Origin of the sequence: Micromonospora sp. CCTCC AA 2012012 (genome assembly GCF_040499845.1) — a bacterium.
Taxonomy (GTDB): Bacteria; Actinomycetota; Actinomycetes; order Mycobacteriales; family Micromonosporaceae; genus Micromonospora; species Micromonospora mangrovi.
In genome coordinates this window covers 3,866,649-3,883,671 of the sequence record NZ_CP159342.1, presented here as the reverse complement: position 1 = coordinate 3,883,671, position 17,023 = coordinate 3,866,649, and the positions used below count along the sequence as shown (strand labels likewise).

Below are 17,023 nucleotides of genomic sequence, written 5' to 3'. Positions count from 1 at the left end.
CTGCCGCACCGCTCGCGCCGTTGCGTTCCGGGCGGGGGAGTCGTCCCGGTTCGGGCCGCCGAGGCCCCACCCGGCCCTGATAATCCGACGTTTGTCCGCCCGTCGGCCCGGGAAGCAAGCACCGTGACGGACATCTCGGACACCCTGGCCAGCGTGCCCAGCCCGGCCGACGCCGACGCGAGCGGCATCGAGCTGGAACAGACCCTCTTCGAGGTCAAACGCGTGATCGTCGGGCAGGATCGGCTCGTCGAGCGCCTGCTCACCGCCCTCATCGCCGACGGGCACTGCCTGCTGGAGGGGGTGCCCGGGGTCGCCAAGACCCTGGCGGCGCAGACCCTCGCGACCGTGGTCGGCGGCACCTTCTCCCGGATCCAGTTCACCCCCGACCTGGTCCCCTCCGACATCGTCGGCACCCGCATCTACCGGGCCTCCACCGAGACGTTCGACGTCGAGCTGGGCCCGATCATGGCGAACATGGTGCTCGCCGACGAGATCAACCGGGCCCCGGCGAAGGTGCAGTCGGCGCTGCTGGAGGCGATGGCCGAGCGGCAGGTCTCCATCGGCGGGCGCAGCTGGCCCGTCCCCGACCCGTTCCTGGTGCTGGCCACCCAGAACCCGATCGAGTCGGAGGGCGTCTACCAGCTCCCCGAGGCGCAGCGCGACCGCTTCCTGATGAAGGTCGTGGTCGACTACCCGAGCGACGCCGACGAGCTGGCGATCCTCTACCGGATGAGCGCCGACCGGCCCAGTCCCCGGCAGGTGCTCGACCCGGCCCGGCTGCGGGAACTCCAGCGCCGGGCGGGCCACGTCTTCGTCCACCACGCCCTCGCCGAGTACGTCGTCCGGCTCATCCTCGCCACCCGGGACCCGGGCCGGTTCGGGCTGCCCGAGCTGGCGCCGCTGCTGGCGTACGGGGCCAGCCCGCGGGCCACCCTCGGCCTGGTCGCCGCCGCCCGCGCCCAGGCCCTGCTGCGCGGCCGCGAGTACGTGCTGCCCGAGGACGTCCGGGAACTCGCCGCCGACGTGCTGGCGCACCGGCTGGTGCTCTCCTTCGACGCGGTGGCCGACGGGGTCTCCGCCGAGGCGGTGGTGCACCGGCTGGTGGACGCCGTGCCGCCGCCCCGGATCGTCACCGGGCACCCCGAGGTGGCACCCGACCTGGCGGCGGCATGAGACGCCGGGCGGCACCGACGCTCCCGCCCGCCGCACCCGGACTGGCCGACCTCGCCCCCGACCAGCGGCTGCGCCGGTTGGAGCTGACCGTGACCCGCCGGCTGAACGGGATGCTGCACGGGCAGCACCACGGCCTGCTGCCCGGCCCGGGCAGCGAGATCGCCGGCAGCCGCGAGTACCGGCCCGGCGAGGACGAGGTGCGCCGGATGGACTGGGCGGTCACCGCCCGGACCACCGTCCCGCACGTGCGGGAGGTCGACGCCGACCGGGAGCTGACCACCTGGCTGCTGGTGGACGCCAGCCCGAGCATGGAGTACGGCACCGCCACCCTGGACAAACGCGAACTCGCGGTGGCGGCCGTCGCGGCGGTCGGCTTCCTCACCGCCGGTGTCGGCAACAAGCTCGGCGGGCAGGTGCTGCACCCGACCGGGTTGCGCCGGTTCCCGGCCCGCAGCGGGCGTACCCATCTGCTGGGGCTGCTGCGGGCCCTGCTGGCCGCACCCCGCACCGGTGGGTACGACCTGGACACCGCCCCGCTGGCGCCGTTCACGCTCATTGACGGCATCGACGGCGTGCAGCGGATGGCGACCCGACGCGGCCTGGTCGTGCTGGTCTCCGACTTCCTCGACGGGCTGCCGGACGACCCGGCGGGCGCCGCCCCGTGGGAGGCGGGGCTGCGTCGGCTCGCCGCCCGCCACCAGGTCCTCGCGGTCGAGGTGACCGACCCGCGTGAGCTGGAACTGCCCGACGTCGGCCTGATCACCCTGGTCGATCCCGAGACCGGCCGGCGGCGCGAGGTGTGGACCGGCGACCGGGCCCTGCGGGAGCGCTACGCGGCGGCCGCCGCCGCCCAGCGCGACCAGGTACGCCGGGCGTTGCGCCGCTCCGGGGCCGCCCACCTGGCCCTGCGCACCGACCGGGACTGGAGCGCGGACATCGTCCGGCACGTGCACGCCCAGCGCCGGCTGGCCGCCGCGCCGGCCCCGGCCCGGGGAGGTGTCGGATGACCTGGGAGTCACCCGCCCGGCTCTGGCTGCTGCTCGGCGTCGCCGCCCTGGTCGTCGGCTATCTGGCGATGCAGCGCCGGCAGAGCCGGTACGCCGTTCGCTTCACCAACCTGCGGCTGCTGGACCGGGTCGCCCCGCGCCGTCCGGCCTGGCGGCGGCACGTCCCGGCCGGCCTCTTCCTGGCCATGCTCGCCCTGCTGGTGGTCGGCTTCGCCCGGCCCAACGCCGAGGTACGGGTGCCCCGGGAACGGGCCACGGTGATGGTCGCGGTCGACGTCTCCACCTCGATGCTCGCCGGGGACGTCGACCCGGACCGGCTGACCGCCGCGAAGCACGCCGCCCGGCGCTTCGCCGACGGCCTGCCGGACGAGTTCAACGTCGGCCTGGTCGCCTTCGCCGGCAGCGCGGCGGTGGTGGTGCCGCCGTCGACCGACCGGGAGGCGTTGCACGAGGGGATCGAGCGGCTCGACGAGGGGATCACCGGGGTGCAGGGCACCGCGATCGGCGAGGCGATCAGCACCTCGCTGGGCGCGGTGAAGAGCCTGGACAGCACGGCGGCCAAGAACCCGCCGCCGGCCCGGATCATCATCCTCTCCGACGGGGCGAACACCTCCGGCATGGACCCGATGGAGGCGGCGGCGCAGGCCGTCGCGGTGAAGGTGCCCGTGCACACCATCTCGTTCGGCACCCCGTCCGGCACCGTCGACCGGGGCGGGCGGGCGATCCAGGTGCCGGTGGACGGGCAGACCCTCAAGGCGGTCGCCGAGGAGACCGGGGGTGGCTTCCACTCGGCGTCCACCAGCGCGGAACTGCGCGCCGTCTACGAGGACATCGGCTCCTCGGTCGGCTACCGCAAGGAACGGCAGGACATCTCGGCCCGCTTCATCGGCCTGGGGCTGGTCCTCGCGATGGGCGCGGCGGCCGGATCCCTGCGCTGGTTCTCCCGGCTGCCCTGACCCGCAGCACCCACCCGAGACGGACGACAGGTGAGGAGCACGTATGGCTGTGCAGACCGGACTGGGCGAGCCGCGCGGTCCCTGGTTCATCTCGCCGGAGCTGGATCCGGACGGGCGCGGGCGGTGGGACGTGCCCGGGTCGGGCCGGGACGGGGGCGGACGCGGCTGGCGCGGGCGGCTGCTGACCGCCGCCGCGGTGGTGGCCCTCTCCACCGTCTCCGGCGCCGCGGCCGGCAGCTGGGTCGCCGGCCGGGACGCGCCCGGGCCGGCCGCGGCCTCCGCCGCGCCGGTCCCGGCGGAGCTGGTGACCGCGGCCGGGAAGACCGTGCCCGGCGTGGTGTCGGTGATGGTCGGCGGCGCGTCCGGCTCCTCGGCGAGCGGCTCCGGCTTCGCCATCGACCACGAGCAGCACATCGTCACCAACGACCACATCCTGGCCCGGGGCGGTGGGGGACCGGTGACGGTCGAGATGCCGGACGGCCGCCGGTTCACCGCCGAGGTGGTGGGTCGGGAGCCGGCCAGTGACCTGGCGGTGCTCAAGGTGCCCGCCGCGGCCGGGCTGGCGGCGCTGCCGCTGGCGAAGCCGAACTCGACCCGGGTGGGTGAGCCGGTGCTCGCGGTCGGCTCGCCGTTGGGACTCTCCGGCACGGTCACCGCCGGTATCGTGAGCGCGCTCAACCGCCAGGTGCGGATCGGCTCCGGGCGGCACACGGCGGTGCAGACCGACGCCTCGATCAACCCCGGCAACTCGGGCGGACCGCTGGTCAACGCGCGGGGTGAGGTGGTCGGGGTGAACACGGCCATCGCCACCATCGACGGCAGCGGCTCCATCGGAATCGGGTTCGCCATCCCGATCGACCAGGTGCAGCAGACCGCCGACACCATCATCGGCCGCGGCGGCTGACCGGCCCTCGCGGCCCTGACCTGCGGGAAGCCGCCGCGACGTTCCGCCGGAAAGGGAAAAGTGTCGGATATCCGGCGTGGGACCATCGGGCCCATGGAAATATTACGCTGAGTATGGATACTGGCGTGGGTGGAGCAAGCTGTCATCGCGGCCCTCCTGCTGGTGGGCCTGATCATCGGATGCGGGGTCGGCGCGGCGTACGCGCGCGCACGGCGTGGCTGGACCGACTACCGGACCGCCAGGAAGACCGTGCCGGGTGCCCGGCGCACCGCCTGGCTGGCGATCCGGGCCGTGGTCACCAAGCTGGGCGTGATCGCCCTGCTGCTGTTCGGCGCGGCCGCGTACGCGGCCGCGGGGGACGATCACGAACGGGCCGGTCCCGCGCCGACGCCCACACCCACGGTGACCGCCACCCCGGCCACCCGGAGCGGACGTTAGCCTCGGTGCGTGGATGACGGACTGCGGGTGAGCGACCGGGTGCTGGTCCCCGGGGCGGAGTTACGGGAACGCTTCTCCCGCTCGTCCGGGCCGGGCGGCCAGGGCGTCAACACCACCGACTCCCGGGTCGAGCTGAGCTTCGACCTGGCCGGCTCGCCCAGCGTGCCGGAGTCGCTGCGGGCCCGGGCGCTGGACCGGCTGGCCGGCCGGCTCGTCGACGGGGTGCTGACGGTCGCCGCCAGCGAACACCGGGCGCAGCTGGCCAACCGGGAGGCCGCCCGGGAGCGGATGACCGCGCTGCTGCGCGAGGCGTTCGCCCCACCGCCCAAGTCACGCCGCCCCACCCGCCCCTCGCGGGGCGCCAAGGAACGCCGGCTGGCCGAGAAGAAGCGCCAGTCCCAGCGCAAACGCGACCGCCGGGTCGACGGCGACTGAGTCCGGCCGGCGGCGGACCCGCACGCCGGTCGGTCAGTCGATCGCGGCGAGCAGCCGGGCCCGCAACGGGGCGGCCCGTTCGGCGAAGCCGCGCTGCGCGGCGGCGTACTCCGCCCGACCCTCCGGGGTCTCCACCCGCACCGGCGGGTAGCCCAGGTCGGCCAGGTCGTAGGGGCTGGCCCGCATGTCCAGCGTGCGGATCTCCCGGGCCAGCGCGAAACAGTCGGCGACCAGCTCCGACGGCACCAGCGGCGAGAGCTTGTACGCCCACTTGTAGAGATCCATGTTGGCGTGCAGGCAGCCCGGCTGCTCCAGCGCGTGCTGACTCTCCCGGGTCGGGCTGAGCAGGTTCAGCGGCCGGGCCGGCGCGGTGAAGAACCGGAACGCGTCGAAGTGGCTGCACCGCACCCCCCGCTCCTGCACCACCGCCGCCGTCTCGTCCGGGCTCAGCCGCAGCGGCCAGGCGTTGTGCCGGACCTCCTGCTGGGTCTGGCGGTAGACCATCGCCCACTCGTGCATCCCGAAGCAGCCCAGGTGGGCGGGGCGGCCGGCGGTCGCGGCGAGCAGCCGACGGATCCAGTCGAGCGAGTCGCCGCGCCGCGCGCGTACGCCGTCGGTGTCGAGGGTGAGACCGGCGGGGCCGGCGCGGTAGTCGCGGCCGAACTCCGCCGGGTCGGCGTCGCGCAGCGTGACGCCGGCGCCCGGATGCCAGCGGCGCAGCTGGGCCGGGCGGTGCGAGTAGTAGGTGAAGAGGAAGTCCTCCACCGGGTGCTTCGCCCCGGTGCGGCGGCGGGCCAGGTGCGGGTCGAGCCAGGCGTCGACCCGCTCCTCGTGGGCCCGCCGTCGGGCCTGCCAGTCGGCCCGGTCGAGGGCGGCGGGGGCGAGGGCGGCGGTCACGGACCCCAGGGTACGACCGCCGCCCGCCCGCCGGTCAGGGCACGTCCACCCGCACCCCGGCGGAGAAGACCCCGCTGCGCAGCTCCAACTGCCGGGGCGGCGTGCTGCCCGTGCTGAACACCAGCGGCAGCACCACCCGGGTGCCCGCGGCGACCGGCTGGGCGAAGACGTCCCGCCCCAGGTTCGCCAGCCGGGTGGCGTCCTCGTCGGTGCTGACCCAGTTGCCGCCCGGCAGGTACGCCCGCTGCAACTGGCCGTGCCAGGTCTGCTCCTCCGGGGTGAGGTTGCGCACCCCCACGGTGGCCTGACACTGCCGGCCGCCCGCCGCGCCGGTGGTCCCCGGCGCCCCCGCCGTCCCGGCTGGTCCCGGCGTCCCCGTCGGGCCGGCCGATCCCGTCGTCCCGGCTGTCCCCGTCGTCGGGCCGGGGGCGCAGGCGACCCGGTAGACGGTGAACTCGAACGCCGACTCCCGCAGCGGCTCGCCCAGCCCGCCGGTGACGCTCTGTCCCTGCCACGCGCCGCTGGTCGGCTGCTTCTTGGCGGTGTCGATGGCGGCGACCCGCTGGGTGGCCGTCCAGGCCCCCGCGCCCACCACCCCGGCGAGCACCGCCGCCGACACCGGCACCACCAGCCAGACCGACGGGGTCCGGCGTCGACCGCCGGGTGCCGGCATCGCCGGCCGCGGATAGACCGCTCCGTGGCCCGCCGGGTCGCCGGCCCCACCGGCCGTCGTCGGCGTACCGGGCCGCGCCGGCCCGCCGGAGCGGCGGCGGCGCAGCCACCACCAGAGCACGCCGCCGGTGACCACCAGGAGGGCTGCCAGCGCCGCGAGCAGCACCGGCGGGCGGCGCCACGCCGGGGCGGCGGACACCTTCGCCACCGGTACGGCCGCCGCCTGCCAGGTCGCCGTGCCGCAGTCGTACGGGCGGGTGCCGTCCGTGCCGTACGCGCAGGCCGGTGCGGTGACCGGCCGGCCCGCCGGGGCGCTCAGCGCGGTGTGCAGCGTGGTGGTGCTGTGCGCCGGCAGCTTCAGCTGCCAGGTCACCTCGCCGGCGGTGGTGGCACCCGCGGGTCGGCTGGCCCGACCACCGGCGGTGACCGTCGTCGCCGACGAACCCGGCGGCAGTTCCTGCCGTACCGTCGTGTCGACCGGCGTGTCCCCGGTGTTCCGGATGTTGATCCGGTAGCCCGGCGCCGGGGTGCCGGCCGGCGCCACCGCCACGGTCACCGGCGACGGCGCCGCGCGCAGCGGCGGCGGGCTGCTCGTCGGCACCGCCGGCGGCGCGGCGGGCATCCCGGACGGCGCGGCCGGCGCGGTCCCGACGGCCGCCGGGTGCGCGGGCGCAGCCGCCGCCTCGGGTGCCGGTCCGGGCAACCCCGGTACGGCGGCGAGGACGCCCAGGCAGTTCACGATCACCGCGAGGGTCCTGTGGTGTCGTCTCGATGCAGGCATACGAACGCACCTCCGAACCCGAAGCTATGAGGCCGGCCCCGCCGTGCGGGTACGAAGTCCGCATTCCCGCCCCGGCCACCCCGCGAGGACCTATGCTGCGTCCCGTCCGGGCCTGTGCCGCGGGTCCTTCCCGGTGTGCGCCCGGGCCCGGTCGGGGCGTGTGCCGCGGCTCGCCCTCCATGTGCGCCGGCCCGTTCCCGCGCGCTGACCGGGCCGGTCGCGGTGCGGGAGACGTGCCGTGCGTCGCGGGTGCCATGGCCGGCCACCCGGTCGGGGATAGATTGGCCGGGTGCGTATCGCTCGTTTTGCTCATGCCAAGGGAATGTCGTTCGGGGCCGTCGAGGGCGAACCGGAGGCCGGGCCGCAGGGCCTGACCATCGCCGAGATCGAGGGCCACCCGTTCGGTCAGATCCAGTTCTCCGGCGCCCGCTGGGCGCTCTCCGACGTCCGACTGCTCTCCCCGATCCTGCCCAGCAAGGTCGTCTGCGTCGGCCGCAACTACGCCGAGCACGCCGCCGAGCACGGCAGCGAGGTGCCGAAGGAGCCGCTGCTCTTCCTCAAGCCCTCCACCTCCGTGATCGGCCCCCGGGACGCGATCCGGCTGCCGATCTTCTCGAAGCAGGTGGAGCACGAGGCCGAGCTGGCCGTGGTGATCGGCGCACCGGGTGCCCGCCGCGCCGACCGGGCCGCCGCCGAACGGGCCATCTTCGGCTACACCTGCGCCAACGACGTGACCGCCCGGGACCTCCAGCACTCCGACGGCCAGTGGACCCGGGCCAAGGGCTTCGACTCGTTCTGCCCGATCGGCCCGTGGATCACCACCGGCCTGGACATCTCCGACCTGGAGATCCGCTGCGAGGTGGGTCGCAACCCGGAGGAGATGGAGGTACGCCAGCTCGGCCGCACCAGCGACATGGTCTTCGACGTGGCGGGACTGGTGTCGTACATCTCCCACGTGATGACGCTGCTCCCCGGCGACGTGGTGCTGACCGGCACGCCGGCGGGGGTTAGCCCGCTGACGGAGGGGGATACGGTCACCGTACGGATCCAGGGGATCGGCGAGCTCACCAACCCGGTGGTCCCGGTCTCCTGAGCCGTTCGACGCCCTGTTTTCGCTGGTCAGAGGCGGTTCGGGGGGTTGGATTTGGCCTGTCGGCACCGGGAGGGTAAAGTTCATTCCCGGCGCCGCAAGGGGCCAATGGGGTATGGGGTAATTGGCAGCCCGACTGATTCTGGTTCAGTTAGTCTAGGTTCGAGTCCTGGTACCCCAGCGCAACCGCGGGTTCGTGAGAACCCCGGACGCTGGATTCTGACGAGTCCCGCTCCGTCCCCTCGGGGATGGGGCGAGCTCTGATAGAGTGCAGCTTCCTCACCACCAGAGTGAGGAAGCACGAAGTTCTGGCCCCGTCGTCTAGCGGCCCAGGACGCCGCCCTCTCAAGGCGGTAGCGCCGGTTCGAATCCGGTCGGGGCTACAACGCTGACAGCCCGTCCCACCCTGGTGGGGCGGGCTTCTTCGTCTCCACCCGACAGGGCTTCTTCGCCTCCGCTCGACGGGGTGCCGCCTCCGGTTGACGTCGTGTCCCGGCCCGTCCGCTGTCCCGGCTTCGTCCGCCCGCTCCCGGTACGCCTCCGGGGGACCCCTTCGTGGGCGGGGGACGCGGTGCCGCTAGACTACTGCCGCACCGCTCGTCAGGGCGGTGAAGCAGGAAAAGTGCCTGGCCCCGTCGTCTAGCGGCCCAGGACGCCGCCCTCTCAAGGCGGTAGCGCCGGTTCGAATCCGGTCGGGGCTACAGCTCGAACGGCCCGTCTCGCCCCGCGAGGCGGGCCGTTCGCCTTTCCCCCTGCCCGCGCCCGCCGTCGCCCACGCCTGCCCGCGCCTCCTCCGGTGTCTGCCGTCGTTCCACCCCTGCCCGCGCCTCCTCCGGTGTCTGCCGTCGTTCCACCCCTGCCCGCGCCCCTGCTCGGCCGCGACGACCGGGAACGCCGCGCCGCACCCGCCGTACGTCCCACCCCTGCCCGGTTCTGCGCCTTCCCAGCTTGTCCGCGCCCGCGCCCGCGCCCGTGCACCGGGTCCGTCAGCCTGTGCCGGGACCCGTTCATGGAACGCATGGGTGGTGCGATCACCAAGATCACGCTGGATCCAGGATGTAGTGGCCTCGTCGAGCGTTGGATGCCACTACTTCCGGGTTCGAGCACGATCATGGGCTCCGGGCGGCACAGTCGCGCGCGACAGCGCGGGCAACTCGGCGCGGCGCTCGGCCGGCCTGCGGGTGCGTTTCCTGTCGCCCGGGCAACAAGAAACGCACCCGTACCGAGCCACCGTCCCGTAGACGGTCCGCCGTCGGGGTGCGCCCGGAGCAGGCCGCCGTCCGGTCGGTGGAACGCCATGGACGTCAAACGGCCACCGTCACAGCCACCACGTTCCACTCACTCCCCGCCGGGCCGCGCCGCGCTCCGACCTCGCTCGCGGGCTCAGGCTTTGCAACCGCCGCGCTCCCGCCCCGCACCCGCCGGGCCACCGCAGCGCTGACGCCTCGGGCCGCTCCGGTCCTGCCCTGCGCATGCTCCGCGCCACCCGGGCTCACCGCTTCCACCCCAAGCTCACCGCCTCCTCGCCCAACCCACCGCGCGCCCCCGCCGGCCGGGAGTTGATCAAGAGGTTTGCGTCGCCGGAAGGCGTATCCGTGACGCAAACCTCTTGATCAACCGGATCGAGGGCGGGGAGGGAGGGGAGGGGGAGGGGGTTAGAGGCCGGAGAGGCGTTGGCCGGCGCGGACGACGGCCATGGCGTGGCGTTCGCCGGGGCGGCGGCCGAGGCGTTCGATCGGGCCGGAGATGCTGATCGAGGCGATCACCCGACCGGTCCGGTCGCGGATGGGGGCGGAGACGCTCGCCACACCGGCCTCGCGTTCGGCGACGCTCTGCGCCCAGCCACGGCGGCGCACCTCGGCGAGGGTGCGGCCGGTGAACTTGGACCGCGGCAGCAGCGGCATCACCGCCTCGGGCGGCTCCCAGGCGAGCAGGATCTGCGCCGCGGAGCCCGCCGTCATCGGCAGCACCGAGCCCACCGGGACGGTGTCCCGCAGGCCGCTGGCCCGCTCGGCGGCGGCCACGCAGATCCGCTCGTCGGCGCGGCGCAGGTAGAGCTGGGCGCTCTCCCCGGTGGCGTCGCGCAGCGCCGCGAGCAGCGGCTCGGCCGCGGTCAGCAGCACGTCCGGCGCGGCGTTGGCCAGCTCACCGAGCCGGGGCCCGGGGCGCCAGCGCCCCTGGGTGTCCCGGACCAGCATCCGGTGTATCTCCAGCGCCTGTGCCAGCCGGTGCGCGGTGGCCCGGGGCAGCTTGGTGCGTTCAACGAGTTCGGCCAGGCTGGCGCCGTCGACACAGGCGGCCAGGATGACCACCGCCTTGTCGAGAACGCCGACACCGCTCATACTGTGTCCCACAAGCCGAAATTTACCTCCCAGAATTTAGGATGTCCAGATGGTGGGAGTCACTCAACCGAGGACCCTGGCCGAGAAGGTCTGGGACGCGCACGTGGTGCGGTCCGTCGCGGGTGAGCCGGATCTGCTCTTCATCGACCTGCACCTGCTGCACGAGGTCACCAGTCCGCAGGCCTTCGACGGCCTGCGCCTGGCCGGCCGCCGGGTCCGTCGTACCGACCTGACGATCGCGACCGAGGACCACAACACCCCGACCGGGTACGCCGACCCGGCGTTCCGCGCCCGGCGCGGTGACCTGCTCACCATCGCGGACCCCACCTCCCGCACCCAGATCGAGACGTTGCGCCGCAACTGCGCGGAGTTCGGCGTACGGCTGCACCCGCTGGGCGACGAGAACCAGGGCATCGTGCACGTCATCGGCCCGCAGCTCGGCCTGACCCAGCCCGGCCTGACCATCGTCTGCGGCGACTCGCACACCGCCACCCACGGCGCGTTCGGCGCCCTCGCGTTCGGCATCGGCACCAGCGAGGTCGAGCACGTGCTGGCCACCCAGACCCTGCCGCAGAGCCGGCCCAGGACGATGGCCGTGAACGTGGTCGGCGAGCTGGCCCCGGGCGTCACCGCCAAGGATCTGGTGCTCGCCCTGATCGCCCAGGTCGGCACCGGCGGCGGGCGCGGCCACATCGTGGAGTACCGGGGTGAGGCGATCCGGAACCTCTCCATGGAGGGGCGGATGACCATCGCCAACATGTCCATCGAGTGGGGCGCCAAGGCCGGCATGATCGCGCCGGACGAGACGACCTTCGCGTACCTGAAGGGGCGGCCGCACGCGCCGCAGGGCGCCGACTGGGACGCGGCGCTGGAGTACTGGCGGACGCTGCCCACCGACGACGGCGCGACCTTCGACGCCGAGGTGACCCTGGACGCGAGCCGGATCACCCCGTTCGTCACCTGGGGCACCAACCCCGGTCAGGGCGCCCCGCTGGACGCGGCCGTGCCCGACCCGGAGGAGTTCGTGACCGAGGCCGAGCGGACCGCCGCCCGGCGCGCCCTGGAATACATGGACCTCACCCCCGGTACGCCGTTGCGGGACCTCGCCGTCGACGTGGTCTTCGTCGGTTCCTGCACCAACGGCCGGCTGGAGGACCTGCGGGCCGCCGCCGACGTGCTGCGCGGGCACCGGGTCGCCGACGGCGTACGCATGCTGGTGGTGCCCGGATCGGCCCAGGTGCGGGAGGCGGCCGAGGCGGAGGGGCTGGACAAGGTCTTCGCCGACGCGGGCGCCGAGTGGCGCTTCGCCGGCTGCTCCATGTGTCTGGGCATGAACCCCGACACGCTCTCCCCGGGGCAGCGCTCGGCCTCCACCTCCAACCGCAACTTCGAGGGGCGCCAGGGCCGGGGCGGACGCACCCACCTGGTCTCCCCACCCGTGGCCGCCGCCACCGCCGTGGCCGGCCGGCTGGCCGCCCCCGCCGACCTGTAGAAGGGCAGAGCTGATCCCGATGGACAAGTTCACCGTGCACACCGGCACCGCGGTGCCGCTGCGCCGTTCCAATGTGGACACCGATCAGATCATCCCGGCCGTGTACCTCAAGCGGGTGACCCGGACCGGTTTCGCGGACGGACTCTTCAACGCGTGGCGGGAGGACCCGGCATTCGTTCTCAACGATCCAGCCCATTCGGGTGCGTCGATTCTGGTGGCGGGCCCGGAGTTCGGCACCGGGTCGTCCCGGGAGCACGCCGTCTGGGCCCTGCGCGACTGGGGCTTCCGCGCGGTGATCTCTCCCCGCTTCGGTGACATCTTCCGGGGCAACGCCCTCAAGGAAGGGCTGCTTCCGGTCGAGCTGGAATTGAAAGCGGTCGAGGAGATCTGGGACCGGATCGAGGCCGACCCGACCACTGCCGTGACCGTCGACCTGGCCGCCCGTGAGGTCCGGGTCGGGGAGGCCACCTGGGCGTTCCCGCTGGACGACCACAGCCGCTGGCGGTTGATGGAAGGCTTGGATGACATTGGACTCACCCTCCGGCACGAGGCCGAGATCAGTGCCTTCGAGGTGACCCGACCGCCGTTCCTGCCGTCCGTCGCATAGCCGTACACCCGAGGCGTACATCGGTTTTCGCCCCCACCGGCCCGGCCGGTGGGGGCGAATCCGTTACGACACAAGGGCTTTTTTCGACCGAATGTTTGTGTCCAGGCAGCACAGGGCATACCGTGCGCGCAGAATGGCTCGCGTCGAGTCAGTTGCACAATCGGGAGGAAGTCGTGAACAAGGCCGAGCTCATCGAGGCGCTCGCCGTTCGCCTGGGGGACCGGAAGACGGCGACGGCCGCGCTCGACGCGGTCCTCGCTGAGGTCCAGGCGGCGGTCACCAAGGGCGAGAAGGTGGCGATCACCGGATTCGGAGCGTTCGAAAAGCGCGTCCGGGGCGCCCGAACAGCGCGCAACCCGCGGACCGGCGAGGCGGTGAAGGTCAAGAAGACCTCCGTCCCGACCTTCCGCCCGGGTGCCGGATTCAAGGAGATGGTGGCCAGCGGCAAGCCGCCGAAGGCCGCGGCAGCCGCGAAGAAGACCGTCACGGCCGCCAAGACCACCGGGACGAAGGCCACCGGCGCCAAGGCGACCGGCGCGAAGGCCACGGGCACGAAGGCCACGGGCGCGAAGGCGACCGGTGCCAAGGCGACCGCGGCGAAGAAGACCACCGCGGCGGGCACGAAGGCCGCCCCCGCGAAGGCCACCAGGACCACGGCCGCCACCAAGAAGACGGCTCCGGCCACGAAGAGCGCGGCGGCCACCAAGACCACCGCGGCGAAGAAGACCACGGCGGCCACCAAGAGCGCCGCGGCGAAGAAGACCACCGCGACGAAGAGCACGGCGAGCAAGAGCACGGCGGCCAAGAAGGCGCCGGCGAAGAAGGCTCCGGCCAAGAAGGCAGCCGCCAAGCGCTGACCTGCGACGGCCCGAAGGGCGTCCACCCGCGCGGTGGGCGCCCTTCGTCGCGTACGACCGGTGCCCCGCACCGGATCGCCGGGCGGAGGTCACAGGCGGTCGGCGGCGAGGAGGGTGTCCGCGGAGAAGGCGAGCAGCCAGCCGCCGCCCTTGGGGGTGGTCCAGTCGCCGGGGCGGCCGGCGAGGCGTTCCAGGGCGCCGGGGAGCACCTTGCCCTGGCTGCACACCGCGACCGGCTCGCCGGCCCCGGCCAGCTCGGCGAGGCGGGCGGCGGCGGCCAGCGCGCACTCGTCCGGCTGCTGGCCCGGTTTCGGCTCGTCGAAGTCGCCGACCACCTCGATCGGCAGGTCCAGCAGGGCGGCGGCCGGGTCGAGGGTCTGCACGCAGCGGCGGGCCGAGGCGGAGAGCAGGCGAACCGGGCGGACCAGGGCGACCAGCGGGGCCAGGGCGTCCGCCTGCTTCCGACCGGTGCCGTCGAGCGGCCGGCCGGTGTCCGGTCCGGACCAGGTGCCGCGGCGGCCGGCGTGCGCGTGCCGGACCAGCGCCACCACGGCGGTCACCTCGGGCAGGTCGGCGAACGCGCGGAGCACCTCGGCGTCGTGCGGATAGCTGACCAGGCGTACGGCGTCGTCGACGGGGAGCCAACGGATGTCGTCGACCTCGGTGCCCGGCTGGAAGCCGCCCTCGCCCACCGCCCGCATCGACCAGTAGTCGACCCGCTTCGGGCGGCCCTCACTGCGGTAGCGGACCGTGGGCAGGCGGACCTGCGGCACGGCCCGTACGTCGCTCTCCTCGGCGATCTCGCGGACCGCCGCGAGCAGCGGGTGCTCACCGGGTTCGAGCTTGCCCTTCGGCAGCGACCAGTCGCCGTAGCGGGGCCGGTGCACGAGGCAGACCTCGACCCCTCGGGCACCCGGTCGCCAGGCGACCCCGCCCGCCGCCCGGATGCCGACCGGCTCGTCGTCCGTCATCCGCCCACCGTAAGCCCGGCCGTGCCGCTCAACCCGCCACCCCACTCAACCCGCCGTCCCCGCTCGATCCGCCGTCCCGCTCAACCCGCCGTCCCGCCGACCCGGCGCAGCAGCAGCTCCTGGAGGTCCGTCAGGGGCGCCCCGTCCGCGCCGGTACGTCGGGTCCAGCTCCCGTCCCCGGCCAGCTCGAACGCGTCCACCTCCGGGCTCATCGCGGTGGTCAGCACGTGGTCCAGCTCGGCCCGGGCCACTGGGTCGCTGACCTGCACCAGCGCCTCCACCCGCCGGTCCAGGTTGCGGTGCATCAGGTCGGCCGAGCCCATCCAGAACTCGGCGTCGCCGTTGTTGCCGAACCGGAAGATGCGGGAGTGCTCCAGGAACCGGCCGAGGATCGAGCGGACCCGGATGTTCTCCGACAGCCCCGGCACGCCCGGCCGCAGCGTGCACATCCCCCGGATCAGCAGGTCGACGTGGACGCCGGCCCGCGACGCCCGGTACAGCGCGTCGGTGACCTCCTCGTCCACCAGCGAGTTCACCTTGAACTGGACGAGGCCGGGCATGCCGAGTCGGACGTGCGCGATCTCCCGTTCGATCCGCTCGACCAGGCCGCGACGGATGCCCTGCGGGGCCACCAGCAGCCGCCGGAACGCCGTCTGCCGGCTGTAGCCGGTGAGCACGTTGAACAGGTCGGTCAGGTCGGCGCCGATCTCCGGGTCGGCGGTGAGCATGCCGAAGTCCTCATAGAGCCGGGCCGTCTTCGGGTGGTAGTTGCCGGTGCCGATGTGGCAGTAGCGGCGGATCTGGTTGCCCTCCTGGCGTACCACCAGGGCGGTCTTGCAGTGGGTCTTCAGGCCGACCAGGCCGTAGACGACGTGGCAGCCGGCGCGTTCCAGAGTGCGCGCCCAGCCGATGTTGGCGACCTCGTCGAAGCGCGCCTTCAGCTCCACCAGCACCACCACCTGCTTGCCGGCGGCGGCCGCGTCGACGAGGGCGTCGACGATCGGGGAGTCGCCGCTGGTGCGGTAGAGGGTCTGCTTGATGGCGAGCACGTCCGGGTCGGCGGCGGCCTGCTCGATGAAGCGCTGCACGCTGGTCGCGAAGGAGTGGTACGGGTGGTGCACCAGCACGTCCCCGTCCCGCAGGGTGGCGAAGACGCTGCGCGGCACCTCGCCCTCGGCGAGCCGGGGGTGGGTGGCCGGCACGAACGGCGGGTCCTTCAGGTCGGGGCGGTCGGCCTCGCCGTACACCTGCCAGAGGGCCGAGAGGTCGAGCAGGCCGCGCACCCGCAGCACGTCCTGGTCGTCCATGTCGAGTTCCCGGACCAGCAGCTCCAGCATGTGGTCGGAGATGGAGGCGGCGACCTCCAGGCGGACCGGCGGGCCGAACCGGCGACGGGCCAGTTCCCGCTCCAGGGCCTGGAGCAGGTCCTCGTCGCGGTCCTCGTCGACCTCCACCTCGGCGTTACGGGTGACCCGGAACAGGTGGCACTCGACCACCTGCATGCCGGAGAAGAGCTGCCCCAGGTGCACCGAGATGAGGTCCTCGACGGGCAGGAACCGGACCCCGGGGGAGTCCCGGGCCACCCGGACGAAACGCGGCACGTTGTTGGGCACCTTGACCCGGGCGAAGAGTTCCGAGCCGCCGTCCGGGTCACGGACCGCGACGGCCAGGTTGAGCGAGCGTCCCGAGATGTACGGGAAGGGGTGGGCCGGGTCCACCGCGAGCGGGGTGAGCACCGGGAAGATGTGTTCCCGGAACCAGGTGCGCAGCCGCTCCCGCTCGGCGTCGTCGAGTTCGCTCCAGCGCAGGATCCGGATGTCCTCGGCGGCCAGCTTGGGCAGCACGTCGTCGACGAAGCAGGTGGCGTGCCGGGAGACCAGCTCGGCGGTCCGCTCGGAGATCAGCTCCAGCTGGGTACGCAGCGGCAGCCGGTCCCCGCCGCGGACCGGCAGCCCGGCGGAGAGGCGGCGCTTCAGCCCGGCCACCCGCACCATGTAGAACTCGTCGAGGTTGCTGGCGAAGATGGCGAGGAACTTGGCCCGCTCCAGCAGCGGGGTGCGCTGGTCCTCGGCCAGCGCCAGCACCCGGGAGTTGAAGTCGAGCCAGGAGACCTCCCGGTTGAGGAAGCGCTCCTCGGGCAGCGGCTCCGCCGTCGACGGCGCGGCCTCCACCGCCCGGTCGGGGCTCTCCACCGGGTCCAGGACCTCCTCCAGCCCGGCGGAGGCGACCGCCACGTCCGGCTCGTGGGCGGCGCTCTCCTCCGGTGGTCTGACCGGGCGGAAGCGGCCGTCGGTGCCCCGGGTCCGGGAGCCGTTGCGGGGCGTGGCCGGGTCGAGGAGGTGCGGTGTGGGCTCGGGGTGCTCACGAGGGGTGCTCACCACCCCATGATTCCCCGATTACG

The 17,023-nt window shown here is 73.7% G+C and carries 15 protein-coding genes and 3 tRNA genes; 13 read left to right on the top strand and 5 right to left on the bottom strand.

From position 1 onward, the window contains the following. The first annotated feature begins 123 nt into the window (after positions 1-123). From ABUL08_RS16965 to arfB, 6 genes are all read left to right on the top strand, one after another. Entirely contained in the window at positions 124-1,173 is a 1,050-nt protein-coding gene (locus ABUL08_RS16965) for an AAA family ATPase (RefSeq protein WP_350930884.1), read from the top strand. After that, on the top strand, positions 1,170-2,180 hold the full coding sequence (locus tag ABUL08_RS16960; protein ID WP_350930883.1) for a DUF58 domain-containing protein: 1,011 nt from the start codon (positions 1,170-1,172) through the stop codon (positions 2,178-2,180). The genes ABUL08_RS16965 and ABUL08_RS16960 overlap by 4 nt, the downstream gene beginning before the upstream one ends. Continuing rightward, the gene (locus tag ABUL08_RS16955) at positions 2,177-3,136 is read left to right on the top strand and encodes a VWA domain-containing protein (RefSeq protein WP_350930882.1); all 960 of its coding nucleotides are present in this window, start codon (positions 2,177-2,179) and stop codon (positions 3,134-3,136) included. The genes ABUL08_RS16960 and ABUL08_RS16955 overlap by 4 nt, the downstream gene beginning before the upstream one ends. A 43-nt stretch (positions 3,137-3,179) precedes the next feature. Then, complete coding sequence (locus tag ABUL08_RS16950) at positions 3,180-4,040, top strand: S1C family serine protease (protein WP_350930881.1); 861 nt, start codon at positions 3,180-3,182, stop codon at positions 4,038-4,040. A 129-nt stretch (positions 4,041-4,169) separates the two neighbouring features. Continuing rightward, a complete protein-coding gene (locus tag ABUL08_RS16945) occupies positions 4,170-4,478 on the top strand; it encodes a hypothetical protein (protein ID WP_350930880.1) in 309 nt (102 codons plus the stop codon). A 9-nt stretch (positions 4,479-4,487) separates the two neighbouring features. Then, positions 4,488-4,913 (top strand): alternative ribosome rescue aminoacyl-tRNA hydrolase ArfB, encoded by a 426-nt coding sequence (arfB, locus tag ABUL08_RS16940; RefSeq protein WP_350930879.1) that lies wholly within the window; start codon positions 4,488-4,490, stop codon positions 4,911-4,913. 33 nt (positions 4,914-4,946) lie between these two features. Here the strand turns inward: arfB and ABUL08_RS16935 are convergent, their stop codons facing one another. After that, positions 4,947-5,810, bottom strand: a complete 864-nt coding sequence (locus ABUL08_RS16935) for a 3-methyladenine DNA glycosylase (protein WP_350930878.1) — start codon at positions 5,808-5,810, stop codon at positions 4,947-4,949. A 34-nt stretch (positions 5,811-5,844) separates the two neighbouring features. After that, positions 5,845-7,263, bottom strand: coding sequence for a hypothetical protein (locus ABUL08_RS16930; protein WP_377521755.1), 1,419 nt, complete (start codon positions 7,261-7,263; stop codon positions 5,845-5,847). 289 nt (positions 7,264-7,552) lie between these two features. On the opposite strand from ABUL08_RS16930, the gene ABUL08_RS16925 reads away from it, so the two are divergent. From ABUL08_RS16925 to ABUL08_RS16910, 4 genes are all read left to right on the top strand, one after another. Next, positions 7,553-8,356 carry a fumarylacetoacetate hydrolase family protein gene (locus ABUL08_RS16925; RefSeq protein ID WP_350930876.1) on the top strand — a complete coding sequence of 268 codons (804 nt, stop codon included), beginning with the start codon at positions 7,553-7,555 and terminating at the stop codon, positions 8,354-8,356. Positions 8,357-8,462: 106 nt separating this feature from the next. Then, a tRNA-Gln gene (locus tag ABUL08_RS16920) sits at positions 8,463-8,534 on the top strand. 129 nt (positions 8,535-8,663) lie between these two features. Next, a tRNA-Glu gene (locus ABUL08_RS16915) sits at positions 8,664-8,736 on the top strand. A gap of 245 nt (positions 8,737-8,981) precedes the next feature. Continuing rightward, positions 8,982-9,054, top strand: a tRNA-Glu gene (locus ABUL08_RS16910). 954 nt (positions 9,055-10,008) lie between these two features. Here ABUL08_RS16910 and ABUL08_RS16905 read toward each other — a convergent pair. Further along, positions 10,009-10,695 carry an IclR family transcriptional regulator gene (locus ABUL08_RS16905; RefSeq protein ID WP_091671614.1) on the bottom strand — a complete coding sequence of 229 codons (687 nt, stop codon included), beginning with the start codon at positions 10,693-10,695 and terminating at the stop codon, positions 10,009-10,011. 49 nt (positions 10,696-10,744) lie between these two features. Between ABUL08_RS16905 and leuC the strand changes: the two genes are divergently transcribed. The 3 genes from leuC to ABUL08_RS16890 all read left to right on the top strand — a co-directional run bounded on the left by leuC (position 10,745) and on the right by ABUL08_RS16890 (position 13,651). Then, entirely contained in the window at positions 10,745-12,187 is a 1,443-nt protein-coding gene (leuC, locus tag ABUL08_RS16900; protein ID WP_350930875.1) for a 3-isopropylmalate dehydratase large subunit, read from the top strand. Between the two features lie 19 nt (positions 12,188-12,206). After that, positions 12,207-12,794, top strand: coding sequence for a 3-isopropylmalate dehydratase small subunit (leuD, locus tag ABUL08_RS16895; RefSeq protein ID WP_350930874.1), 588 nt, complete (start codon positions 12,207-12,209; stop codon positions 12,792-12,794). Positions 12,795-12,967: 173 nt separating this feature from the next. Further along, positions 12,968-13,651 (top strand): HU family DNA-binding protein, encoded by a 684-nt coding sequence (locus ABUL08_RS16890; protein WP_350930873.1) that lies wholly within the window; start codon positions 12,968-12,970, stop codon positions 13,649-13,651. Between the two features lie 89 nt (positions 13,652-13,740). Here ABUL08_RS16890 and ABUL08_RS16885 read toward each other — a convergent pair whose 3' ends face one another. Both ABUL08_RS16885 and ABUL08_RS16880 read right to left on the bottom strand, forming a co-directional pair. Further along, positions 13,741-14,622: an NUDIX hydrolase gene (locus tag ABUL08_RS16885; protein ID WP_350930872.1), complete on the bottom strand. Its 882-nt coding sequence runs from the start codon at positions 14,620-14,622 to the stop codon at positions 13,741-13,743. Positions 14,623-14,702: 80 nt separating this feature from the next. Further along, positions 14,703-17,000, bottom strand: a complete 2,298-nt coding sequence (locus tag ABUL08_RS16880) for an RNA degradosome polyphosphate kinase (RefSeq protein ID WP_350930871.1) — start codon at positions 16,998-17,000, stop codon at positions 14,703-14,705. Positions 17,001-17,023: the final 23 nt, after the last annotated feature.

Coding starts and splice junctions, on each gene's coding strand:
- ABUL08_RS16885 (WP_350930872.1), bottom strand. CDS start 14,622: ATGACGGACGACGAGCCGGTCGGCATCCGGGCGGCGGGCGGGGTCGCC.
- ABUL08_RS16905 (WP_091671614.1), bottom strand. CDS start 10,695: ATGAGCGGTGTCGGCGTTCTCGACAAGGCGGTGGTCATCCTGGCCGCC.
- leuC (WP_350930875.1), top strand. CDS start 10,745: ATGGTGGGAGTCACTCAACCGAGGACCCTGGCCGAGAAGGTCTGGGAC.
- ABUL08_RS16930 (WP_377521755.1), bottom strand. CDS start 7,263: ATGCCTGCATCGAGACGACACCACAGGACCCTCGCGGTGATCGTGAAC.
- ABUL08_RS16960 (WP_350930883.1), top strand. CDS start 1,170: ATGAGACGCCGGGCGGCACCGACGCTCCCGCCCGCCGCACCCGGACTG.
- ABUL08_RS16955 (WP_350930882.1), top strand. CDS start 2,177: ATGACCTGGGAGTCACCCGCCCGGCTCTGGCTGCTGCTCGGCGTCGCC.
- ABUL08_RS16950 (WP_350930881.1), top strand. CDS start 3,180: ATGGCTGTGCAGACCGGACTGGGCGAGCCGCGCGGTCCCTGGTTCATC.
- leuD (WP_350930874.1), top strand. CDS start 12,207: ATGGACAAGTTCACCGTGCACACCGGCACCGCGGTGCCGCTGCGCCGT.